Below are 23,369 nucleotides of genomic sequence, written 5' to 3'. Positions count from 1 at the left end.
CGAAGAGGTCCCAGCAACGTAGCAGTCCAGTGCACTGGCAGCGGTACGTCGTTGCTTCTCTCTTCGAATCACTCTGTCGTCAACATGCTTCTGATCGATTCGCTCACCAAACGATTCTCGATCGAAAGCGGAACGGTTCACGCCGTCGACGGGCTGTCGATGCGAGTGTCACCCGGTGAAGTCTTTGGACTGCTCGGCCCCAACGGAGCCGGGAAAACGACCACCCTAAGAATGGTGCTTGGGCTCCTGGAACCGGACGAAGGCTATTCGGAAGTGGCCGGTATCCGGACGTCAGAGGATCCTTTCGCCGCCAAAGCGAAACTGGGATTTGTCTCGGCCAGTGACGGTGTCTACCCGTGGCTCTCCGTTCGCGAGATGCTTTTGTACTTCGCAGATCTATACGGAGTTGATCCGGGAAAGGCAGCGGAGCGATTGCAGGAACTCGCCAGCGTGATGCAGATCGAGTCCCTACTCGATCGTCGCGCCGGTTCTCTCAGCACGGGCCAACGTCAACGCGTGACCTTGGTTCGTGGGTTGATCCACGATCCTCCCGTGATGTTGCTCGACGAACCTACTCGCGGACTGGATGTCGTCGGCGTTCAGACGATCTTCGAGTACATCGAACATTTGCGATCTGCGGGAAAAGCCGTGGTGGTTTGCACTCATCGCTTGGACGAAGCCGAACGACTGTGCGACCAATTCGGTCTGCTCCATCGCGGTCGCATCCGATATCGCGGGACGCTGAACGATCTTCGCGGAGAAACCGGACGAGAGCACCTCGTTGAGATGTTCGTTGACTTGATGCAATCCACTGACCCGACGTTGACCGAGGACCACGCGTGAAACTTTCATGGTCCCGGCTAGGCCGACTCACTCAAAAAGAACTTCGGGAAACGCTGCGAGACAGACGGACAATGCTGACTTTGGTCATGATGCCATTGTTGGTGTATCCGTTGCTTAGCATGGCGTTGAACCGCTTCCTGCTTTCATCGGGAATGCCAGCCGAACAAGCGTTCATGGTCGGTGTCTCATCGCCCGCGGAACGTGATTTCTTGCAGACGTTGATCGACGACCCTCGCAGTGCTCCTCCGGAGCCAATCCTCAAAGTCAACGGTGGTCAACTAGCTCGTTTCGAAGTGGTCGTCCCCGAAGAAATTTCGCCCGAAGAGGCATTGTCACGCAACTTGCTCGATATCGCGGTTCAGTTCCAGCAAGGTCCGAGTTCAATTCAATCGGTTGAGATCGTCTCGTACAACAATGACCAAGGAAGCAGCACGGCTCAACGCATTTTGACCGAACGCCTGCAGTGGTTGCAGCTTTCAGAGACCATGCGAATCGCTCAGCAAATTGATCCCAACTACAAACCAATCGATCTGCGAATTCGATCGATTGGTGAGAAAGCTTCGGGATCCATTCTCGGAACCGTGATCCCGCTCGTTTTGGTTCTGATGACCATCACTGGAGCAGTTTATCCAGCGATCGACCTGACCGCTGGCGAACGAGAACGCGGCACGATGGAGGCGTTGATGGCATCGCCCGTGCCACGTTGGTGGGTACTGCTCGCGAAGTACTTGGCCGTCGTCTTTGTTGCGTTCCTCACTGCGATGGCGAACTTGCTAGCCATGTTCGTAACGATAAAGGTCACGGGATTGGCCAGCATGCTGGCTGGAGACTCCTCGATCGGACTGCTACAGATCACGCAGATCCTTGGCCTGCTGCTGCTGTTCAGCTGCTTCTTCTCGGCGTTGCTGCTTTCACTAACCAGCTTTGCAAAGTCCTTCAAAGAGGCTCAGGCATATTTGATCCCAGTGATGCTGCTGTCTCTCGGCCCAGCGATGCTTTCGCTGATGCCCGGTGTGAACTTGGAAGGGCCACTGGCTGTCGCGCCGTTGTTGAATATTGTCTTGCTAGCTCGGGATATCCTGTCGGGTACGGCGACAGCGGCAGGTGCAGTCGTCGCAGTTACTAGCACACTGTTCTACGCAGCAGCTACCTTGGGAATTGCGGCGAAACTATTCGGTAGTGACGCGGTAGAGAGAACGAGCCAGAAGTCATTTGGATCACTTTTCCAGCGTCCCAATGCAATCACAAATCATCCCAGCATGAGCCAAGCTGGCCTGGTCATCGCCTTGCTTTTGCCTGCGTCATTCCTGATTTCGAATGGTCTGATGCAGTGGTTGCGAATGGTATCCGGTACGATCTCGGTCAGTTCCCAGTTGCTGCTCAACGCATTGAGCTTGATCTTAGTTTTCGGTTTGACCCCACTCTTCGCAACCATCATCGGTAAGCATCGATTCCTGACCACGTATCGCTTTTCCACACCACCGCTTGCGTCTCTCTTGGGTGCGGTGGTGCTTGCGGGCGGAGCCTGGGCATTCGCTCATGAAGCTTTGGCACTGGCCGACCAATTTGGAATCGCTTTGCTATCGGACGATCAAATCGAACGCACAAGGTCCTTGCTGGACAAGTGGAAGACGGTCCCGCCATGGATCCTCTTACTGACAATGGCAGCTACACCGGCGATCATCGAAGAACTCTGTTTTCGCGGTTACTTGTTTTCCGCTTTTTCGAATGTCCTCCGCCCTTGGCAAACAGTCTGCATCACTGCGGTCTTATTTGGGCTTTTCCATGTGTTCGTCGGAAGCACGTTGCTGGTCGAGCGTTTCCTTCCCACCACGCTACTCGGGTTGCTGCTGGGGTGGGTCGCCTTCAGAACAGGAAGCGTGTGGCCGGGCGTCGTACTGCATTTCTTCCACAACGGAATGCTGGAACTGGCCGCTCGCTACCATGAACAGCTGGACTTCCTCGGGCTCAGCGATGCAGAGGGCTCCAAACACCTGCCGCCAACCTGGCTCGCCGCTGCCGCGATCTTAGTCATCGTTGGCATTTCTATCATCGCCTGGTCGACACGAGGCAACGCCATCGAAGAGCCGGCCTGATCGACTATCGGCTCGCAGCCGCTTCGACTTCTTCGCTTCCGACAACCTGATCGCCGCTTTCCAGTGACTTTGTAGCGTTCGCCGCTTTCTGGCGTGCAGCTGCGTTCTTCTTTCCAAGGTTACCAACCAAGTAACTCACTTGTTCCTGCAGCTCTTCAGCGTGCTCCAGGAAATAGCTCAGCTGAGCCAATGACTCGTGAGACGAATTAGCAATGACTTCGACTTTGCCTATCGGTACTGCCTCGACTTCGCCAGGCCGTGTTGCGAACAACGGAATTCGGACGACACTTTGGACCGACTTCTCAGGCAGACGGACACTTTGCCAAGTCGCGTGATAGCCTTCGTGCAGCCAAGCCATATTCGCGTCGATTTGGACTTTTGCAAGATCATGTCGCTTCGCGAATTCGACCAAGGGTTCCCAAACAGGCTCCCAGCAACCTTCGCCTTGAATTTGAACGCTTCTCAAATGCTTCGATGACTCGCAGTCCTTTGGGCGAACCGCGAATGAGTGAGCGAAGTGATACAACCTCCCAAGAAGAAGGCGGCATTCGGAATGCCCAAAAGTTCGCGTCAGAACCAGGAACCCCAAAACGGCGACAGCTCCCACAAGGATCAACCAGTCTTGGTTGAAGCGAACCGATAGAACCGCAACGGTTGAGCTGAATGTGCAAAGCCCCGCGACGACCAACAGCATCCCATTTGGTCCGAACTTTTCGTTCAGCAAATGGTGCAAGTGACCTCGGTCCGTCGCATACATACTGCGGCCAGTCATCCATCGACGAATGATTGCAGCGGACGAGTCAAACAGAGGTAGAACCAAAATCGCCACAGGAGCGGCCACAACAACTGCGGATTCTTTCAAAGAACACCACATCGCTAAAACGCCGACCATCAAACCAATCATCATGCTTCCCGCGTCCCCCAAAAAGATGGTGGCGGGTGGACGGTTGAAAACCAAGAAGCCAAGCAATGCACCACACAGAGCAGTGGCAGCGATAACCGTAGAAGCCGAATGTCCACTGGATGCACTGAGCAATGCCAACCCACCGCAAACGAATGCCCCGACGGTGGTCGCCATCCCATCGGCTCCATCCAGCAAGTTCAGAGCGTTGATTGCGAGAAGCAACCAAAGAACACTCACGGGAATCGCGAAAATCCCGAGAGGAATTTCGAATCCGAGCAGCGAAACCGACCGCATAACGGTACCACTTCCAACAACAACCATCGCAATGACACATTGAGCAAGTAGCTTCTGTCTTCCTCGGAGTGCCCACTTATCGTCAATCAGGCCGACGATCAATATCGCCGACGAAGCACCCAGCAAGATATACCAGCGTGACGACAACTCTGTCATCTTGCTGAATTCCGCCCACCCACTTTCGTAGGCGACGCCAACGAGGAACGCGATTCCAGTTGCGATGAAAACGGCCAGCCCGCCTGCCAGAGCGATGGGCCTGTCGTGCAGCTTGCGTTCAGCGTCCGGATTGTCCACCAACCCAACTCGAATTGCGAATGCACGCACCACCGGCACCAATACCAGCATCGCAATGAAAGCAGCGGTGAGAGTGACGAGGATGAATGGTGTCATTGCGAATTGATTCGATCAGAGAAGGGCAGTTTGACACGGTAGAGGCAGCAGGCGTCACCGCGGTGACAGCATCAGCCGGTGGAGGACCGGTAAACCCAGTGCGAAAAGAATAGCTCACTATTCTAGTACAACGATCCCGTGTTGCATCATCTTACGCGCCAGCCGAAAAGCCATCCCTTCGGCTTGCAGGAAGTTAACTGAACTTGGCAGGATTTGTATCGAGCAATCGTTCCAAGCCGCAAATCTCGCCAAATTGGGCGTCTTGAGAAGGGTCAACGCCCCCACCAAATACTGGAATTCCCACGATTCCGAGGTCGGGACACCTGTGGTTCCGCTGCCCCCCGGAACAGTCTCACTAACCAGGCGGACTGCTAGCACCCCCATTTCATGCACATTTGGCTAAACCGGAATCGCAGAAGGGGCGATAAAGAGTGCGGGGACATCGCCCGCTAGCAGAATCGCTGCAAACGGTGCGACCCCGATTCCGAACGCCGTTGCAGCCAGTTTCATAGGCAAGATGGCGACTGGAAATGTTGCACGCACGAGTCGTGTGATCCAGATAGATCCGCCGCTAGGGGAGCCGGCATTATGACCCAGCTTAATCGACATGACGCGTCCGTCCGCCCGAAGCTATCGAGGCGAAACATCATTCGTCTTCGAGCTCAACGAGCCTTCTTGGCGAGTCTTGCGGCGGGCATTTTGACAACGGGGATGACCGGCTGCACCATCATGGGTGGCCTGCAATCCAAGCTGACTCGAAGTGAGTGCATCGACGACTTCATGGTCTCGCATCGCAACAAAGTGATGGCAGAGAAGGCTTGGTTGCGAAACTCTCACTGCCACAAAAAACACCGTCACATGAAGGACCTGCGAAAGGGCTTCATCGATGGATACATGGAAGTGGCGACCGGCGGATCGGGATGCACTCCAGCAGTCGTCTCTCCTGACTACTGGGGTTGGAAGCATCAATCCGGCGACGGGCAAAGTGCTGTCAACGCTTGGTTTGAAGGATTCCCCCTCGGCGTGAAAGCTGCCGAACAGGACGGAATCGGATACTACAACCAAATCCGCATCCAAACACCGATGCAACCAACTCAGCCGGCCATGACTGGATCAATGGCGCCGACACCAGTCGCTCCCGTACCGCCCACCCCGACGGCCAACGTCTTGCCGCCAGGCATTCAGTTGGGTGAAGGTGAAACTCTGGTGCCAGGCCGAGTCACGTTCGAAGAAGCAAATGAACTGACCGGTACAAACGTGGACATGAATCGCGTGAAACAGCAAGCACCACCTGCACCGCCAGCAATCAAATCGGTAGCACCGAAATCGAATGTCACCGACGATCCATTCTCACAGGTTGCACCTTCGCAAAGTAACGAAGGGTTCGTTGCGGACGGTGCGGGAGCCATGTTGAGTGACATTCCACCAACAAGTGGTGATCAGTTTGGTGGCTCAGCCAACATCAAACAACTGTTCCCTGATGTTGACAGCGTCTCGTCTCCTCAAGACACCAGCGCATCAGACCTTGTCCCGCGGACACAGCAAACTCCGGTCAGCACCAACGTGGCTGAACCAACCCAAGACGAAATTGATTCGGTAATCGAAGAGATTTTCGGACGGCCAGATCGTCAGGCCCAATCAAATGAAGCAGTCGAATCGCCTGCAAACAATCAATCGATGCAATTTTTGTTCGATTGATTTCTGACCGTTCCTCAACCACAGACCAGTCCGGGCGGCTTTGCACCCGATTGCACTTTCAGAGAGTTCAAGGATGAACATCAACCTCTTTCAAACTCGAGTGTGGAAACACATTCGCACCACGGTTGGACTTGGCGTGGCCGCCTCGCTGGTCGCTTCATTGACCGGCTGCTCGTCACTGACCCAGCCAATCGATGGTGTTCCTGCTCACCGATTGCCGCCTGAATTCTTTCCGGCCCCCAAGAACAACTTGGTTCCGGTTGATATCGCGTTGCTGTCTCTCGAGCCACCACGTGACTACCAGCTCGGCCCCGATGACATCCTCGGTGTCTACATTGAAGGCGTTCTGCCATTCAATCCGCCCAACACTCCACCTGAGCCACCTCCGGTCAATTTCCCGGAACAGGACAGCACCCTGCCGCCGTCGATCGGTTACCCGATTGCGGTTCAGGATGATGGAACTCTGTCGTTGCCACTGATCGAGCCCCTTGAGGTCGAAGGGCTGACGCTCGATCAGGTCCGCGAAAAGATTCGTGAAGCCTACATCGACAATGACATTCTGCGAGAAGAGAAAGCTCGTCCGATTGTCACGCTCATCAAAGAACGAACCTACGACGTGATCGTGGTTCGGGAAGACGGCTTGGGCGAAGGCAATCAACGATCACTTCAAGCTCAGTCCAGCGAGTTCATTCGAGGCCGCGACAGATCTGCCAGTGGCGGCTTGGTCAAACTTCCTGCGTACAAGAACGACATTTTGCACGCTTTGGTTGAGACCGGCGGATTGCCTGGCCTGAACGCGAAGAACGAAGTTCGCGTTCTGCGAGCCAGCGAAGCTGACAAACGCAAACGAGCTCAGTTTGTTCGAGACTTCTACGCCTCGCAACGCAACGCCATGCTCGACCCATGTGTTTGTCCGCCTGAACTTCCGCCAGACCCATCAATCCTTCGCATCCCATTGCGGTTGCCACCTGGAGTCATTCCGAACATCACACCTGAAGATGTGGAACTGCAAGACGGCGACATCGTCTACATCGAGAATCGCGAAACGGAAGTGTTCTACACCGGCGGCTTGCTGCCTGGCGGAGAGTTCCCACTGCCTCGTGACTACGACCTCGATGTTCTCGGAGCGATGGCGATCGCCGGGGGTGGCATCGGTCAATCAGGCAGGGGTGGGATGGGAGGCCTAGGCGGAGCGAGTTCCGTTGGTGGCGTCCCACCGGGAATGCTTTACGTGCTTCGTCAAACACCTTGCAACGGACAGGTTGCCATCGAAGTCGACCTTGCTCGATCCATCAACGATCCACGGAGCCGACCTCTGGTACAGCCCGGAGACACTCTGATCTTGCAATACAAGTGCGAAGAAGAATTGCTGAACTTTAGCCTCGGTACCTTCTTCACCTACGGCATCCAGGAACTGCTGCGAGGCAACTAGATCGCTAGCTCTAAGTCGCTGCATTCGAACGTCGCATCCTTTGGGTGCGGCGTTTTTTCGTATCCAGCCAAGAAAAAGCATCAAACGCCTACGTGAATAAGCTCGATCCGAGCCGGTTCTTCCAAGCCTCCGGAATGGGAGCCTCAAATGCCATGCGATCTTTCGTCGTTGGATGAATGATTGAGAGCCGCCAACTATGGAGCGCGATGCCGTTCGGCCAAACTCGCTCACTCCCGTACTTTTGGTCTCCCAGAATAGGAAAGCCAGCCTCCGACCATTGCAGGCGAATCTGGTGCTTCCGACCCGTGAGCGGCGTCACCCTCAGTAGCGTTGAGTCGTTGTGATATCCCATCAAATGAAACTCCAAACGAGCTTCTTTTGCATCTGCTCTTGCATGATGAGCCACTCGCATCCGGTGGGCAGTCTCATCTTTGTAGACGTCGTCAACCAACTCACCTTGCTGCTGCTCGACTCGACCTGATACTGCGGCAAGATATGTTTTCCGGGCTCCATCACCCGAATGATTGGCGAACTGAGGCGTCAGCCTGCTCGCTGCCTTGCTCGTCCGAGCCAACACGATGACTCCTGATGTCATCGAATCCAATCGACTGACGATGCCCAAGTAAACCTTCCCCGGTTTGTTGCACGTCCGCCGGATGTAATCACAACCGAGCGAATGCAAAGTCGGCTGCCCAGCAGCTCCCATCGTCGCTAACTTGGTCGGTTTGTTTACCACGAGCAAATGGTTGTCTTCGTAGATGACGTCGACTTCGCTCATGTTTCTCGAATCCCAAAATAGAAAGTTTCGTCACCGATGGGTGAGTCAGCCAACGCGAATTTGAAGTTGGGTAAGCGTTCGCTGGACCAAGCCCAGAAGATCCTGCAGGACGTATTTGGGCATCGCTCATTTCGCCCCAGCCAATCTGCCGTCATTCAGCACGTTCTCGCCGGTGAGCACGCCATGGTGATCATGCCAACAGGGCGTGGCAAGTCGATGTGCTTCCAAATTCCCGCGTTGCTGGGGACCGGCACCGATCTGACGTTGGTACTTTCTCCGCTGATTGCTTTGATGCAGGACCAGGTCGATGGGCTGGTAGCAAAAGGCGTCGACGCGACGCTCATCAATTCCTCTTTGGATCGAAGTGAACGCGAAAAGAGGCAGAAGAACTTACGCGACAACCAATATCGTTTGCTATACGTGACGCCTGAACGATTTCGCAAACCTGAATTCCTAGACGCAATTTCGGGCCGAAACATTCAGCTGCTCGCAATCGATGAGGCACACTGCGTCAGCCAGTGGGGCCACGACTTCCGACCAGATTACAGCAGAATCGCCGACATCCGGAAACAACTGGGCTCTCCCACCACGATTGCCCTGACCGCGACGGCAACCGCGGAATGCCGGGCGGACATCGTGGATCAAATTGGCCTGGCCGAAGGCGAGATGAGACTGTTCCATGAAGGGATTGATCGTCCCAATTTGCGGATCGACGTCGAGTCCGTGATGGGCGAGAACGAAAAATTCGAAACGATTCTCGAAGCACTTTCGGCCCCACCATTTTCTCCAACCGACGATACGCCCGTTGGCGGCGCAATCATCTACTTCTCGCTGATCAAAACACTGGCCCGTTTCAGCGACCTGTTGTTGGCACGGTCTATCGATCACGTCTGCTACCACGGTGATCAATCACGAAGGGACCGCCGTCGGATACAAAACGAATTCATGTCCGGCGAACGAGACCTCGTTTTGGCCACTCCCGCATTTGGAATGGGAGTCGATAAAGAAGATATTCGGCTGGTCATCCACGCTGAAACCCCTGGATCGATCGAATCCTATTATCAGGAGATTGGTCGAGCGGGCCGTGACGACAAACCAAGCCGCTGCCTTTGGCTCTACGATCAAGACGACTTGATGACGCAGATGCAATTCATCGAGTGGGCCAACCCCGATGCGGATTTCTACGACCGTCTCATGTTCGCTCTGGAACATCATGCGGATCGATGCACCGCCTACGGCTTGGACTGGCTTCGCAAGGAATTGCAACGGGTCAGTCCACATGACCACCGGGTCGACACAGCCATTGCGATGCTCGATCGACATGGTGTTGTCGCAGGCCCAAGAGAACCGGAATGCTTTCAGCTGATTGGCGTTTTGCCAGAGAAGTTCCGTGACAACGATTGGCTGGCGGAGAAACGACAGCGAGATCAAAAACGTCTGTATGCGATGGTGCAGTTTGCAGCGACACCAGCAGAGGAACGCCAAGCGTTCCTCAATCGGTACTTTCTAGAAAGCACGATTATCGGTTGAGACAGCTAGGCCACCTGATGCTTCAAACAAATCCAACCCCTGCACGGTTTCTGCGACATCGTGCACGCGAATGACGTGAGCCCCCGCCGCTGCTACCGCCATTGAAACAGCCAACGTGCCAGCCATCGGGTTGTACTCGTCATTTAAACCACGTTCATTTCGATCCAAGACTTTGCGAATAAAACCTTTTCGGGAATGACCGATCAAAATGGGTGAGCCGATGGAAGCAAAACGATGGGTCGCTCGCAGCAAGGTCAAATTGTGGTCGTGTGTTTTCCCGAAACCGATGCCGGGATCGAGGCAGATTCGCTCGGGCTCGATTCCCTGGTCCAAACAAGCCTGCCGTCGAGCCAGCAAGTACCGCTCGATTTCATCAACAACGTCGCGGTAGCTGGGATCGTCCTGCATCGTCTGCGGAGTGCCCTTCATGTGCATCACACAGACGCCAACACGTGTCTTGACGACGACCGCTGGCATTTCCGGATCGCCTTCCAGACCACTCACATCGTTGACGATTTCCGCGCCCGCCTGAATGGCCGCATTGGCGACGGACGCTTTGCTGGTGTCGATGCTGATTGGAATGGCCAAGTGATTCGCCAACCGCTCGATCACCGGAACCACTCGTTCCGTCTCAATTTCCGCATCCACCGGATCGCTATACGGCCGCGTGCTTTCGCCGCCGATGTCGATCAAGTCGGCTCCATCAGCCTGCATCTTCGACGCGGTCTCGACCGCTAGGTCCAATGTTTCCGAGGTGGTCAGCTGCTGACCGGGAGAAACAAATCGACCGCCATCCGAGAAGCTATCTGGGGTGACATTCAGAATCCCCATCACCAGCGGACGCCGGCCGATTTCTAAATCGCGCCGAGAAGTCCGCCAAACAGCACGCTGCATCATGTGTAGCGAACGTTCTGGTGTTCAGGTTCGAAGAACGCAGGGAGCATCGAATCCACTCGCAACAACCCTTCGCGAGTCAACTTCACCTCATCTGGATGGATCTCCGCCAACCCTTCTTCAACGTAGCCTTCCCAAACCGATTTCCAATTTTCGACGATATCAACGCCGAACTTTGACTGGAAATATTCGCGTTCGAGGAACCCACGTTTGAGCAACAAGATCATCTCGCGGATCAACGCTTGATGCTCGGTCGGTACAAACCCACGTCCCAAAGGCAGCTCTCCACCTTCAATCGCACCGAGGTACTGCTCCATGTGCGGCAAGTTCTGGTAGTGAGCTCCTGCGGCGTGGCCGAAACTCGCGATTCCTGTTGCCAATAAATCCGCTCCTCGCCAGAGGTTATCGCGGTAAGAGAAGTTCACCTTCCCCGTATCTTTGACCAACGTGTAGGCACTGCTGACTTTGTAGCCCGCCGATGTCATTTCGTCGAAGGCATAGCTGACCCAGTCACGCTTGGTCTGCCAATCCGCAACAGGACTTTGAATTTTGTTGCCCAAGATGTCGGCGCTATAAACCGTGTTGAAGGGCAATTCCATTTGGTAGATCGTCACACTCTCCGGTGACATGTCGATTGTTCGCCGGATGTTGTCTTTCCAGTTTTCCCAGGTTTCTCCGACCATTCCCGAGATCAGGTCGATGTTCACGTTGGGGAACTGAGCTGCTTCGATCCATTCCCAGGCCGAGAAAACTTGTTTGGAAAGGTGTGCTCGACCGTTCTCTTCAAGCAACTTATCAGAGAAGTTTTCGATTCCCAAACTCAATCGGGTCACGCCCAACTGCTCTCGCAACGTTTTGACCTTGGTCTCACTCAGCGTGCCCGGTTCACACTCAAACGTGACTTCTTCGGCACCATCCCAAGTGATGTGCTCACGCAATCGATCGGCCAGTTTCGTCAATTGTTTCGGGGACAGAAAACTGGGTGTCCCTCCGCCGAAATAAACGAAGCGGAACGGTCGATCGCCCATCACTGGCAACTGACTGACCATCGAAATTTCATTGCACAACGCGTCGACATAGCGCTGGACTTCTTGTGCTTTGACGTCAGTGAAGACTTTGAAGTAACAAAACTTGCAGCGTTTCCGACAGAACGGGATGTGCAGGTACAACCCCAGCGGATTTTCGCTGGTCGGCGCAGAAGCCATCCGCTGCTTCACTTCATCGAGCGAATCCGCCTTCCACTGACTGTAGGGCGGATAATTACTGATGAAGTAACTACCGACTTCAGTCTTGCTGCCTTCGGGCTGTTTTTCGCGAGACTCGTCCTGGGTCGATGCAGTCGTCATAGGTTTCCCGTTTGCGTGCGAATGGTCTACTTCAGAATAGTCGATTGGCTGCAAACACCGAACCGGTGAGCTCCGAATCGAGTTCAGAAACGCATTTCTTAAGAATGTTTACTTCGGCCCAAAACTTCGAACCACGCCTTCGTCATCCGCGATGACCAAGCGTTCCCCTACGATGGCAGGTTCGCCGATGAAGGCCCCCCGAATCTCGAAATTCCATTTTTCATCCCCATTCTCAATCGACAAACGCAAGAGTCGTCCGTCAGTGGAAGCGACCCAGACATCGTCACCGGCGATAACGGGCGAGGCATCAGCACGTCGTTTCAGTGTCACCCTCCAGCGCAGTCTGCCCGTTGATCGCTCGATCGCATCCACCGTCTTGTTTCGGCTCGTGACGATCACCACATCATCATTCACCGCAACACTGCCGCGATATTCTTGGGCTCGATCCGGATCGCTGTACTCCCACGTCGGCATGCCGTCCTCTTCGGAATCGCCCTGCGGAGCGAACGCGTACAAAACTCCATCCATGATCGGCACAAACAATTTGCCGTCGCGGATCGCTGGCGTGCTTCCAGTTGGTCCGCCAAGTGGAATTGCATCCCGCGAAGCCTTCCCAGTGGTCAAATCCACCACGTGAAGGCCACCGTCGCACCCTCCTAAATAAGTCTTCCCATCGCCGACAGAAGCTCCACACCGAATCTGATCGCCGGTTTCGTATTTCCAAACCAGCTCTCCAGACTTCATCGCGAAGCAATACAGGCTGCCGTCCTGACTAGTCACCAAAGCTCTTGGTTGCAGCTCGATTTCACCGGATGCTCCAAGACGACGCAGCACATAAAACGATGGCGAAGCACTGATCTCACCATCCGTCAAACCTTTCCAAAGCTGCTCCCCCGAGGCTGGATCCCAGGCGACGACATTCCCTTCGACGTCTCCCGACACCAACACGGTGGCTTGAGTCGCCGACCATGCATCGATCTGTTCCGTCGTCATCGGAGTGGTCCCTTCGGGCAGATCACCGGCATCCAAAACATTCACCGCACCAATTGCCTGGCTGATGTTTTGCGGAACGAACAACGAAGGCGAAGCGACGAAGCCAGTATCCAGTTCGTGACGCCAGAGCGATTCTCCCGTCGACAGCTCGAGAGCTTCCATTCCGCCCATTACATCGACGACGAAAACATGCTTGCCGTCGCTGACTGGAGCCGCCTCGATTGCCTCGGCGGTTTTCGTTTCCCATTGCAGAACCAACTCGTCGGCAACTCCCTTCGAGCGAGCACCTGTTGCGGCAAAATCGCCTCTGGACGTGGGCCAAATCTGTGAGCTGAGATCCTCTGCCGTCACCGATGGCAAAACGAATCCACCCAGCAGCAAGGCAAAGCAGCAACCGAAGCGAAGCATGGTGGGAACCTTTCTGGCCGACGAGTTGTCTTGGAAGCGTTGAAACGTGTCTTGGCGGCAGTAAAACATGGTCAATTCAGCACAATTTGTGACGTTGAGATCGGCCTCCCGTACTGCCCTTCGGAACGCTGCCGACTATTATAACCTCGTGGCGAAGTCTCGCCCCATCCATCCTCCATCCCGACCACCGAACATTTATGATTTGTGTCAGTCTCGGCCGCGCCCGCCACAAACGCATGATTGCCGAACACCAGTTCTTGGTCGAACAAGGTGCTCAGCTCGTTGAACTGCGTCTCGATTACATTTCCCGCGCCGTCGACCTGAAACGATTACTCAATGACCGTCCGGGCCCTGTGGTCGCCACGGTTCGCAGGAAAGAAGATGGCGGTCGATGGGAACGATCCGAACAAGATCGCTTGATGCTTCTGCGGAGTGTCATCGCGGCAGGTGCCGAGTACGTCGATATCGAAGCCGACGTCGCGGCTCAGATTCCTCGCTACGGCAACACCAAACGGATCATCAGCTACCACGACTTCAGTGGCACGCCGGAGAACTTGGACGAATTGCACGAGGCCATGGCCGCCGAAGACGCGGACATCGTCAAAATCGCTTGCATGGCGAATTCATTCTCGGACAACATCCGAATGATCAACCTGTGCAAGAACGCGAAAATTCCGACGATCGGAATCTGCATGGGCGAAATCGGCATGCTGACGCGAATCCTTGCCAACCGTGTCGGATCTCCGTTCACCTACGCGACGTTCAGTTCCGACAAAAAGCTTGCCCCCGGCCAGCTCAACTGGAAGGAAATGAACAGCGTTTATCACTACGAAACGATCAAGGAAGACACTGCGTTGTTCGGCGTGATCGCGGATCCGGTCGCCCACAGCCACAGCCCATTGATCCACAACGCCGCGTTCGTCGATGCGGGACTGAACGCACGCTACCTGCCACTTCGCGTGCCGAAGGATGACCTGCCGTCCTTCATGAGGACCTGCAAAGAACTGGGCATTCAAGGAATCAGCATCACAATTCCTCACAAGGAATCGGCGTTGCAGTACTGCACGCAAGCCGAATCCAGCTGCACGGGTATCGGCGCGATCAACACGATGATCTTCAACGGCGACGATTGCCTCGGCTACAACACTGACTACCGCGCTGCGATGGACTGCATCGAAGAAGCGTTCAAAATCGAACGCGGCACCGAGAATTCACTGCAGGGAAAGACTGCGTTGATTTTGGGTGCCGGCGGCGTCTCGCGAGCCATTGCATGGGGGCTGCGTCAACGCAAATGCGACGTCACGATCAGTTCGCGAACCCGTGAACGTGCTGAGATGCTGGCCGCCGACATCGGTTGCCGGGTCATTGATTGGGAAGAACGCCACGAGGCAAAGGTCCAGCTACTGATCAACGGAACGCCAATCGGCATGCACCCCGATGTCGACAACACCCCGTTCAACCAGTCCTCACTGAATCAGTTCATGGTCGTTTTCGACACGGTTTACAACCCAGAGAACACTTTGCTGATTAAGCAGGCGGTCCAGAAACAATCTCGCGTGATCACGGGTGTGGACATGTTTGTCCGCCAAGCTGCTTATCAGTACAAGCTCTTCACTGGCCAAGAAGCTTCGATCGACTTGATGCGGAAAAAAATTAAAGAGGCAACCAACCCAGTTCAAGTGAACTAGGTTGGCGATCCACTGACGCGAAGTCATCAAAGTCGAAAAGCGAGTCTTTAGATCGTCAACATTCGGTTGCGTGCCACCACAGGCCATTTCTCGATCACTCGGTGATCTTTGACGCACTCTGCGTGCTGATGCAATGCAACGGTCGGACAGATATGCACGGGAATTCCGTACAGCACGTCGCCACACCGTAGTGGGCTAGGCCGCGTCATCCGAAGAACCATGTGCTCTTCGTTGTGCCCAACAACCTCGTGGTCGGCATCGAAGTTCAGCCACTTCACTCGCGGCAACGGCATTTCCGATGCGACCGCTTTGTGACCGAGATCCAGGCAAACATCGAACTCGGTTGGCCGACTGATCACGCGAGTCATCACCAACGCGGCGGGCTCAAACGGCATCACCGGTGAGAACGTCGGCTGGCCCGCGTCCCAAAGAACGGTCGTTCCCGCCCCTGTTTCGATCTCGACGTTCCGCGATCGCGATTCCGCCTGCCAAAAAGCTGATGTGGGCGTTCCCCCGGCGACCAACTTCACGGTGTGTCCAAGAGTCCGCTGCAATTCGCCAAACCAATCCCAAAACGGTTTCGTTGATTCATCGAACTGTTGCTTCAGGTGCTCCGTGTCCGTGTCATGCAGGTGACCGTCGTAAACATGAAGTCCCGCCAAGCGAACATGCTTGCTCGCGTCGATCAACCGAACCAATTCCGTCGCCGCACAGGATGGTGCAATGCCCGTCCGGTTCATTCCAACATCCAGATCCAACCAAACGCGTCCCTGCACATCGGCAGCTCGGAACTCTGTTTCCAATTGCGTCAGAATTGACGAGTCGTCAACGAGACAGGAGAACTCGCAGGAAGGATAACTTTCGACGAGCCTTACGAAACGCTGGATGTTTGGTCCAACTGGCTGAACTGCCAACAGAACATCCTTTGCACCAGCAGCGGCTGTCATCTCCGCTTCCGCAATCGTCGCTGCTTTGAAACGCGAGATTCCCGCGGCGATGTTCATCTCGACCACCGCGGGCATCTTGTGCGTTTTCACGTGAGGCCGCAGTCGGTCCGCTCCACCCGCGATCTCAATCATTCGATCTAGGTTGGCTTGGACTCGGTCCGGGTGGATCAACAACGCCGGAGAAAAGACCTGGTCGACATTCTCCACTTCGTACCATGGAGCGGGATCGGTCTGAGAAGAAGTGCGAATTCGATCAATCCAATGTTTCGAGTTCAACCGATAAATCCAGCTCGGTTCCTTGGCGAATGACCGTTACATCAACAACATCGCCACTTTCGTAGTTCTCAAAGATGAGCGTCAGATCCGCCGTCGATGTGACTTTCATATCATCGACAGCAACGATGATATCGCCGAGCACAATGTCGCCAAACCGAGTCCGACGAGTGGGCTGCAAACCGGCGTCCACCGCATTGCCTCTTTCCGGCACATCAAGAATCAAAACCCCGGGCGGGAGCTTGAATCGCTTACTCATTGAATCGCTTGCAACGGTGATCGCGATTCCGGGCCGGATGATGCGTCCATGTTCAATGAGTTCTGGAACCACCCAGCGAACCGTGTCGACCGGAATCGCGAATCCGATTCCAGCGTAGGCACCGGACGGACTGTAGATCGCTGTGTTGACGCCAATCAATTGACCGGATCGGTCCAACAACGGGCCGCCACTGTTTCCCGGATTGATCGCAGCGTCGGTTTGAATCACATCCTTGATCGGTACGCCTGAGTCCGACTTGATCTCGCGTCCCAGGGCACTGATGACACCGGTTGTGAGCGTTTGATCCAATCCAAATGGATTGCCGATCGCGAGTGCAGTCCGGCCCACTTCCAAATCCGCCGACACGCCTCGAGGGATGGGACGCAATCGTTCCGCGGGAGCATCGATCAACAAGACGGCCAAGTCTTTGTCCGGTGCGACACCCACCAGCTTCGCTGGGTAGCTCGTTTGATCATCGAAGGCGACCATCGCGACATCCGCGTTTTGAATGACGTGGTTGTTGGTCACGATGTGTCCGGCCTTGTCCCAAACGAACCCAGTCCCGCTGCCTTGCGGAATCTCCTGCACATTCATGCTGAAGTAATCGCGAGCCACTTTGGATGTCGTGATGTGAACGACGGACGGAGAAGTGACCCGAAACAGTTCGATCGTTCGCGTCTCGGTGTCCGCCAAATTGCCAGCGGTCGGAGCGTGCACAGGAACATCTTGCGACGCACCATCACGCACGCCGGATACCGCGTTTGGTTGATCGGATGCGGTCGAGGAGTCAGATCGCTTGGTGAGGACAGGACGCAAAAACAGAGATGCAGCCACCATGAGCAACAAGCTCAGATTCATGACCGCCAGGACAACGATGATGGATCGCTTCACGGCAGACATCAGGAATTGGTGAGGCTCCAGTCACGCCGTTGACGACTGCTCGGGATGCCCATTTTCTTGCGGTACTTGGTGACCGTCCGGCGGGCGACTGTCATGCCCGCCTTTTTCAGTTCGTCGACCAAGTTCTCATCGCTGTAAGGTCTGCTCTTGTCCTCTTTGTCGATCAGCTCTTGCAGTTTCAGGCGGATCGTATCCCAAGCCACATCATCTCCATCTTCGGTTTGGGTGCCACCGACAAAGAATCGACGCAACGGGAGGATACCTCGCGGGGTCTGAATCCATTTGTCGTCCACCGCACGACTGACCGTCGTCACGTGAACGCCAACTTTGTCGGCGATTTGCTGCATCTTCAAAGGCTCGATCGCCTCAGGACCTTCATCCAGAAATCGCTTTTGATGCTCGACGATCGCTTCAGAAACTCGAGTCAACGTGCTTCGTCGTTGCTCAATCGAATCGATCAGCCACTGAGCACCATTGATTTTTTGCTTGATGAACTCCCGCTCCGCATCGCTGCAATCAGAAGCCTGCAAACGGCGGCGGTAGTACTCGCTGATGAACAATGTCGGCACACGATCATCATCCAAACGAACTCGATATTCGCCGGACTCGTCCTGCTCCAAAATGATGTCCGGCGTCACGTTCGGTACGTACGTTTCCAGGAACGCTGCACCGGGCTTCGGATTCAAAAGATGCAAATCTTCGCGGAGCTCTTGAATCAGCTCAATTGAGAAACCGGTTTTCTTCGAGATCTGCGGCAGTCGGTTTTCGGCGAGATCGTTGAGATGCGACCGAATCAAAGTCGACAGCTCATCGAAGTGGGGCACCGCAGAATCCAACTGTGAAATCAAGCATTCACTTAGATCACGAGCAGCGATGCCACTGGGTTCCAAAGACTGAACCACGGCCAGCGCTTCTTCAGCTTTGTCAAAGTCTTCCTTGGAATGACCAGCTGGTAACAAGTCCGCCAACGGCATTCGCAAGTAACCACCATCGGACGCATTCAACGTGCTGATGATTCGCTCGGCGATTTGCTCGACCTCGTCGTCAATGTCCATCTCTGCAAGTTGGTGCAGCAGGTAGTCATTCAGCGATTCGGGCCGCGACTGGGCATTCGCCATCATGTCATGGCGACGATCAGCATCCTCGGACATGCGGTTGGCACTCTGACGAAAAGAATCGTCAAACGTGCTCGGCAAATCCGAGTCCATGTTCAGTAAACGCTCGAAGTCGTCTTTGTTGTCGTGATCATTGTCGACAACCAACTCTTTTTCGTTCTCGCTTCGAGTGTCTTTGTCAGGGACCTCGTCATCGCCGTCATCCGGGTTCAATGGGTCCCCGGTTTGCTGCTCCAGCAACGGATTTTCGTTCATCTCCTGCTCGATGCGTTCCTGCAATGCCAACGTGGGCATCTGCAGGATTTCCATCGACTGGATCATCCGTGGAGCGAGTTTTTGTACTTGGCTTTGCCGGGCCTGAAGCCCCACTGACATCCGCATGAGAATCTTTTCTGAAATGCGTGACGCGAATCAAAGGGAAGGTCGCCACATCAGTGAGAACCGAGTGAGCGAATTCGATGCCAATTCATCACTGGCACGGTGATTATAACCGCTGTCTACCCGTCAACGCATCGGCAATTATCTCACGATTCGCATATTCCAGGACGCTGCCCGAAGTGATTCCGCGGGCCAACCGCGTGATTTCCACCGGAAATTCCTGCATTAAGTTTGACAAATACAGGGATGTGCCGTCACCTTCGACCGTCGGATTGGTCGCCATGATGATCTCGGAAAAATTTCCAGTTCGAACCCGCTCGATCAGCGAATCGATGGTCAACTGGTCTGGAGTGATCCCATCGAGGGGTGCAATCCGCCCGAGCAACACGTGATACATCCCGGAATAAACTCCGGAAGCATCCAGGCTGAGTAGGTCGCGTGGCTGCTCGACGACACACAAACGTGTCGCATCGCGTTTTGGATCAGAGCAAATTCGGCAAAGCTCGTTCTCTGACAGGTTGAAACAAACCGAGCAATAGCGAACGTCGGTTCGCACGCGGCGAATGGCCGTCGACAAAGCCAAAGCTTCGTCCTCATGGACTCGCAACAAATGAAACGCTAACCGTTCAGCGCTTTTGCGCCCGATTCCGGGGAGCTTGCTGAGCTGGTCTACCAGATCGGATACCGCACCGGCGTGTCCGCTCATCCATTGCCGCCCGTCAAGCTCGTTAGCAAACCATCGACTCCGGGCATGTTCAGATCCATGTCCGATGCAAGCTGGCTGATCGCACTGGCGTACAACTGTTTGGCCGCTGCGCCCGCCGCGTTGGTGGCATCACGAATTGCATGTTCCAGGTCTTCGGGAGCGACGACTTCACCACCGCCGACACCCAAAATTTCGGGTGCAATCTCGACCGATTGAACTTCACCGATACCGTTCATCACGACTTCAACGTGATTGCATGACGAACTGGCGGAAACACGTTCGCTCCGCATCTGCTCGTTGAGTTCCTGCATCTTCTGCGGAATTTCTTGCAGTTTGCCAACCATCGATGCGATGTTGCCGAGATTGCCGAGGCCTTTGAACATGGGTCCAATCCAGTGGAACGAGAGTCAGTGATGACAAGTTAACGATGGGTGAGCAAAAGCCGATCGAGTCGACCGGCCTCATCCGCGAGGCGTATCGACGCGAACGATTTCGGCTCCGAGCAATTCGACGCAAGACTGGACCAAAGGGTTGGCCTGAATCTCGCGCATTCGCTGCATTCGATTTCGATTCTTCGGTTTCGCAGCAGCAACTGGCTCAACTTTTTTGACCGCTGTTGCTTCGAACTGCAAGGTAGCACGCCGTCCAGTCACTCGTGAAAGCGTGCGGAGGATTTCCTCTTTGTGCTCGGGCATTTGGCAACGACTCAATGCCAGCCCCGAGTTGCCGGGGAAGATCAACCGAAGCACGCCGGGCTCTGGTGAATCGACCCGTTCGGCGGCTTTCGCCAGCGTCGCCGTCATCGGGTCCATCTCTTGCAAAACCTGGGTCCAGCTCGTCTTGGCCTCGTCACCGGAGATCTGCGGATAGCCATCAGTCGATGTCGTGGAGTCGGCTGACGCGGCTGGCTTTTCAGCGACCGCGGTCGACTGCGAAGGAGCCCCCGAGCCTGCCGAACCGGTGTCAGTCGCCGAAACGGCTTGAGGTTGAACACCTGCCTGAGAGGATGAAGCTACCGGGGGAACACGACCGGAAGGAACCCCTGCGACCGCGGCCGGAGCAGCCGAATTCGCGACTGCAAGATGGCCCCCGGAAGGAGTCGCCGCAGAATCCACTCGCATTTTTGCAGGCTCATCCACCGAAGCCGGTGCCGAACCCGATGGCTCCGAAGCCGGTTGGGCCGCAACCGATTTTGCGGCCGGACTAGCTACCGCGGCTCGCTTTTTTTTTTCGCCCGCTGATTTGCCACCCGCTCCGGACGCCGCCGAGGCCAGGTCCGAGATCGCTTGCAGATCGGGTAAATGACAAACCTGAATCACAGTGGCCTCGAGCAACACTCGAGCGTGAACGCTGTGCCGGATTCGGACCAGTGTTTCGTCGACCAAACCAACGATCGCGAGCACGGTCTGCAAACCCCAACGACTCGCCAGTTCGCCAAGCGCACCGTGCATCGATGCAGCCGCGTAACGCATCAACGATGCTTCGCAACCAACCGCGACAGCCATCAAGTCGCGGAAGTAGCCGAGCATCTGTTCCGCCAAGCGTCCCGCGTCGACACCGGCTGCAACCGCTTCATCAATTTGAAGAAGGGCAGCCGACGCATCTCGATTGGCCATGGCTTCGGCCAATCGATGCAATCGCTGATCATCCGCCGTCCCCAGCATCGTGTGGACATGGTCCGCTGTCAGGTGGCCATCGCTGAAGCTCAAAACTTGCTCGAGCAACGATTGACTGTCTCGCATTGAACCAGCGGCACGACGCGCCAGCAATTCCAACGCTTCGTCTTCGACTGTGTTGTCTTCCGCTTCGACGATTTCTCGCAGACGCTGCACGATCTTGTCGCTCTCAACCGGAGCGAAATCGAATCGCTGGCAACGGCTGAGCACGGTGATCGGAATCTTCTCCGGATCCGTCGTGCAGAAGATAAATTTGACGTGCTCGGGCGGCTCTTCCAATGTTTTCAGAAGTGCGTTGAACGCGGCTCCCGTCAACATGTGAACTTCGTCGATGATGTAGATCTTGTACCGCGAGCGACTGGGACGCACGCCCACATTGGCTCGCAACGAACGGATCTCGTCGATGCCGCGGTTGCTGGCACCGTCGATCTCGATCACATCGACGTCTTCTCCCGAATCAATCGCTTGAGCGACGTCGCTTTCGTTGTCCGGGTTCGCCGTCGGACCGTCGGGATGGTTGAGTGCTTTTGCAAAGATCCGAGCCGTGCTGGTCTTGCCGACCCCGCGAGCACCTGTGAACAGGTAAGCGTGCCCCACGCGAGAAGTTTCGATCGCGCCCTGCAAAGCCCGGGCGACGTGATCCTGGCCAACCAGTTGTGTGAAGTCCCGCGGCCGATAGCGTCTTGCGACAACGACGTAAGAACCGTTGTCCGCAGATTGATCGTCGCTCACAGATTCACGTGAAGTCGTAGAAACGGGCAGGAAACCAGCTGGCAATCGCGTCTGCTCGGTGGCGGCAACCCTCACACAAAGTTACACCGCTTATGGCTGCTCCAGTTAAGGCCTGACCAGGTTCACGACTCACAGTCGCAAGGGTCGCCACCATCGAGCAGATCGCTCCGCTAGTGTAGGTCAATCATCGTTTTTGCGAAACCCATCCAGAACGCAGAATGACGAACTTGCTGCGTGAAACGCTTCATCGCATTGAGCCGGCAATTCGGTTACTCTGTCAGAAATGTTGTTCGCAATCGGCGATGCCTGGAAACGGTTTGCCTACGATCGATTCGCCTTCGAATCTCGCAAAATGCCGTCGCTAGGCGGAACAATAGCCCACTCGGGTGATTCTTGTCGGGAATGAAACAGATGGAAAACGGGTTCGAATCCCAAGCAGAAACCAAACCGGCCCCCGTTGAAGAGGTTGAGATGGAACCAAGCTGGAACGCTTGGCAATCCCTCCCTGAACGATGGCAGCAAAACCACGGGTCTTTGCTGATGGTTTTCGCAACGCTTGTGTTTTTGACCGGAATTGGGATCCTCACCTACCGACGCAACCAGTTTCGCCCGCCGGCCTTTCCCGATGCATCCAGCATCGTTCCGCCGAATGATGATCAAACGGCAACCTTGGATTTGGCCAGCGGTGAAGCATCTTTCCAGGGTGGCGAGGAATCGACCGATCGAATCATGATTCGCGTGATCGGTGCAATCCCCAGCGACTCTCTGGTGTGGCTGGCGATCTACAACGCAGAGGCCTCCTTCAACGATCCAGAGAACGCTTTGGTCGCGGCGCAGGTCCCGGTCCAGCCCAACGGCGTTGCCGCGTGCACGATTCCTATCGACCAGCTTCCCAAACGCTTCGCCATCGCCGCGTTCCATGACACGAACAATGACGGCGCCCTGACGCGAAACCAGTTTGGGATTCCCGCGGAGCGATATGGTTTCAGCAACGATGCTCGTGGAAAATTTGGACCGCCGGCATTCGAAGAGGCGGTGATCGATCGCCCAGAAAACAGCGAAGAGCCGATCGAGATTCAGATTTACTAG

18 protein-coding genes and 1 other RNA gene are annotated in these 23,369 nt (G+C 55.3%); 7 read left to right on the top strand and 12 right to left on the bottom strand.

The window, feature by feature from the left end:
- The first annotated feature begins 84 nt into the window (after positions 1-84).
- Together CEE69_RS14220 and CEE69_RS14215 are read left to right on the top strand one after the other, a co-directional pair.
- Complete coding sequence (locus tag CEE69_RS14220) at positions 85-843, top strand: ATP-binding cassette domain-containing protein (protein WP_099261300.1); 759 nt, start codon at positions 85-87, stop codon at positions 841-843.
- On the top strand, positions 840-2,939 hold the full coding sequence (locus CEE69_RS14215; protein WP_099261299.1) for an ABC transporter permease subunit/CPBP intramembrane protease: 2,100 nt from the start codon (positions 840-842) through the stop codon (positions 2,937-2,939). The genes CEE69_RS14220 and CEE69_RS14215 overlap by 4 nt, the downstream gene beginning before the upstream one ends.
- 4 nt (positions 2,940-2,943) lie before the next feature.
- Here CEE69_RS14215 and CEE69_RS14210 read toward each other — a convergent pair whose 3' ends face one another.
- Positions 2,944-4,527 carry an MraY family glycosyltransferase gene (locus tag CEE69_RS14210; RefSeq protein WP_099261298.1) on the bottom strand — a complete coding sequence of 528 codons (1,584 nt, stop codon included), beginning with the start codon at positions 4,525-4,527 and terminating at the stop codon, positions 2,944-2,946.
- Positions 4,528-5,115: 588 nt separating this feature from the next.
- Here CEE69_RS14210 and CEE69_RS14200 point away from each other — a divergent pair.
- Both CEE69_RS14200 and CEE69_RS14195 read left to right on the top strand, forming a co-directional pair.
- Entirely contained in the window at positions 5,116-6,225 is a 1,110-nt protein-coding gene (locus CEE69_RS14200) for a hypothetical protein (RefSeq protein WP_099261296.1), read from the top strand.
- Between the two features lie 73 nt (positions 6,226-6,298).
- Complete coding sequence (locus tag CEE69_RS14195; protein ID WP_099261295.1) at positions 6,299-7,657, top strand: polysaccharide biosynthesis/export family protein; 1,359 nt, start codon at positions 6,299-6,301, stop codon at positions 7,655-7,657.
- Between the two features lie 88 nt (positions 7,658-7,745).
- On the opposite strand, the gene CEE69_RS14190 is transcribed toward CEE69_RS14195, so the two are convergent.
- Positions 7,746-8,435 (bottom strand): RluA family pseudouridine synthase, encoded by a 690-nt coding sequence (locus tag CEE69_RS14190; RefSeq protein ID WP_099261294.1) that lies wholly within the window; start codon positions 8,433-8,435, stop codon positions 7,746-7,748.
- A 36-nt stretch (positions 8,436-8,471) separates the two neighbouring features.
- On the opposite strand from CEE69_RS14190, the gene CEE69_RS14185 reads away from it, so the two are divergent.
- Positions 8,472-9,965, top strand: coding sequence for a RecQ family ATP-dependent DNA helicase (locus CEE69_RS14185; protein ID WP_099261293.1), 1,494 nt, complete (start codon positions 8,472-8,474; stop codon positions 9,963-9,965).
- Here CEE69_RS14185 and folP read toward each other — a convergent pair.
- The 3 genes from folP to CEE69_RS14170 form a co-directional block, all read right to left on the bottom strand.
- Positions 9,942-10,862 (bottom strand): dihydropteroate synthase, encoded by a 921-nt coding sequence (folP, locus tag CEE69_RS14180; RefSeq protein WP_099261292.1) that lies wholly within the window; start codon positions 10,860-10,862, stop codon positions 9,942-9,944. The genes CEE69_RS14185 and folP overlap by 24 nt on opposite strands.
- Positions 10,859-12,205, bottom strand: a complete 1,347-nt coding sequence (locus tag CEE69_RS14175; RefSeq protein ID WP_099261291.1) for a coproporphyrinogen-III oxidase family protein — start codon at positions 12,203-12,205, stop codon at positions 10,859-10,861. The genes folP and CEE69_RS14175 overlap by 4 nt, the downstream gene beginning before the upstream one ends.
- A gap of 108 nt (positions 12,206-12,313) precedes the next feature.
- Positions 12,314-13,675: an outer membrane protein assembly factor BamB family protein gene (locus tag CEE69_RS14170; RefSeq protein WP_099261290.1), complete on the bottom strand. Its 1,362-nt coding sequence runs from the start codon at positions 13,673-13,675 to the stop codon at positions 12,314-12,316.
- 128 nt (positions 13,676-13,803) lie between these two features.
- Between CEE69_RS14170 and aroE the strand changes: the two genes are divergently transcribed.
- Positions 13,804-15,294: a shikimate dehydrogenase gene (gene aroE, locus CEE69_RS14165; RefSeq protein WP_099261289.1), complete on the top strand. Its 1,491-nt coding sequence runs from the start codon at positions 13,804-13,806 to the stop codon at positions 15,292-15,294.
- A gap of 47 nt (positions 15,295-15,341) precedes the next feature.
- Here the strand turns inward: aroE and CEE69_RS14160 are convergent, their stop codons facing one another.
- The 7 genes from CEE69_RS14160 to ffs all read right to left on the bottom strand — a co-directional run bounded on the left by CEE69_RS14160 (position 15,342) and on the right by ffs (position 22,432).
- Complete coding sequence (locus tag CEE69_RS14160; protein WP_233215225.1) at positions 15,342-16,517, bottom strand: D-TA family PLP-dependent enzyme; 1,176 nt, start codon at positions 16,515-16,517, stop codon at positions 15,342-15,344.
- Positions 16,495-17,673: a S1C family serine protease gene (locus tag CEE69_RS14155; protein WP_099261288.1), complete on the bottom strand. Its 1,179-nt coding sequence runs from the start codon at positions 17,671-17,673 to the stop codon at positions 16,495-16,497. The genes CEE69_RS14160 and CEE69_RS14155 overlap by 23 nt, the downstream gene beginning before the upstream one ends.
- Positions 17,673-19,163 carry an RNA polymerase factor sigma-54 gene (rpoN, locus tag CEE69_RS14150; RefSeq protein ID WP_449314204.1) on the bottom strand — a complete coding sequence of 497 codons (1,491 nt, stop codon included), beginning with the start codon at positions 19,161-19,163 and terminating at the stop codon, positions 17,673-17,675. Before rpoN ends, CEE69_RS14155 begins: the two co-directional genes overlap by 1 nt.
- Before the next feature lie 109 nt (positions 19,164-19,272).
- Positions 19,273-19,872, bottom strand: a complete 600-nt coding sequence (gene recR / locus CEE69_RS14145) for a recombination mediator RecR (protein WP_099261286.1) — start codon at positions 19,870-19,872, stop codon at positions 19,273-19,275.
- On the bottom strand, positions 19,869-20,255 hold the full coding sequence (locus CEE69_RS14140) for a YbaB/EbfC family nucleoid-associated protein (RefSeq protein WP_099261285.1): 387 nt from the start codon (positions 20,253-20,255) through the stop codon (positions 19,869-19,871). The genes recR and CEE69_RS14140 overlap by 4 nt, the downstream gene beginning before the upstream one ends.
- A gap of 78 nt (positions 20,256-20,333) precedes the next feature.
- Positions 20,334-22,280 (bottom strand): DNA polymerase III subunit gamma/tau, encoded by a 1,947-nt coding sequence (gene dnaX / locus CEE69_RS14135; protein WP_099261284.1) that lies wholly within the window; start codon positions 22,278-22,280, stop codon positions 20,334-20,336.
- A gap of 57 nt (positions 22,281-22,337) precedes the next feature.
- An RNA gene (gene ffs / locus CEE69_RS14130) (signal recognition particle sRNA small type) lies at positions 22,338-22,432 on the bottom strand.
- A 250-nt stretch (positions 22,433-22,682) separates the two neighbouring features.
- Between ffs and CEE69_RS14125 the strand changes: the two genes are divergently transcribed.
- Positions 22,683-23,369 carry a DUF2141 domain-containing protein gene (locus tag CEE69_RS14125; protein ID WP_099261283.1) on the top strand — a complete coding sequence of 229 codons (687 nt, stop codon included), beginning with the start codon at positions 22,683-22,685 and terminating at the stop codon, positions 23,367-23,369.

The sequence above is a fragment of the Rhodopirellula bahusiensis genome (assembly GCF_002727185.1).
GTDB lineage: Bacteria > Planctomycetota > Planctomycetia > Pirellulales > Pirellulaceae > Rhodopirellula > Rhodopirellula bahusiensis.
Note: the sequence above shows the minus strand (reverse complement) of the source record. Positions and strands in the feature narration are given on the sequence as shown.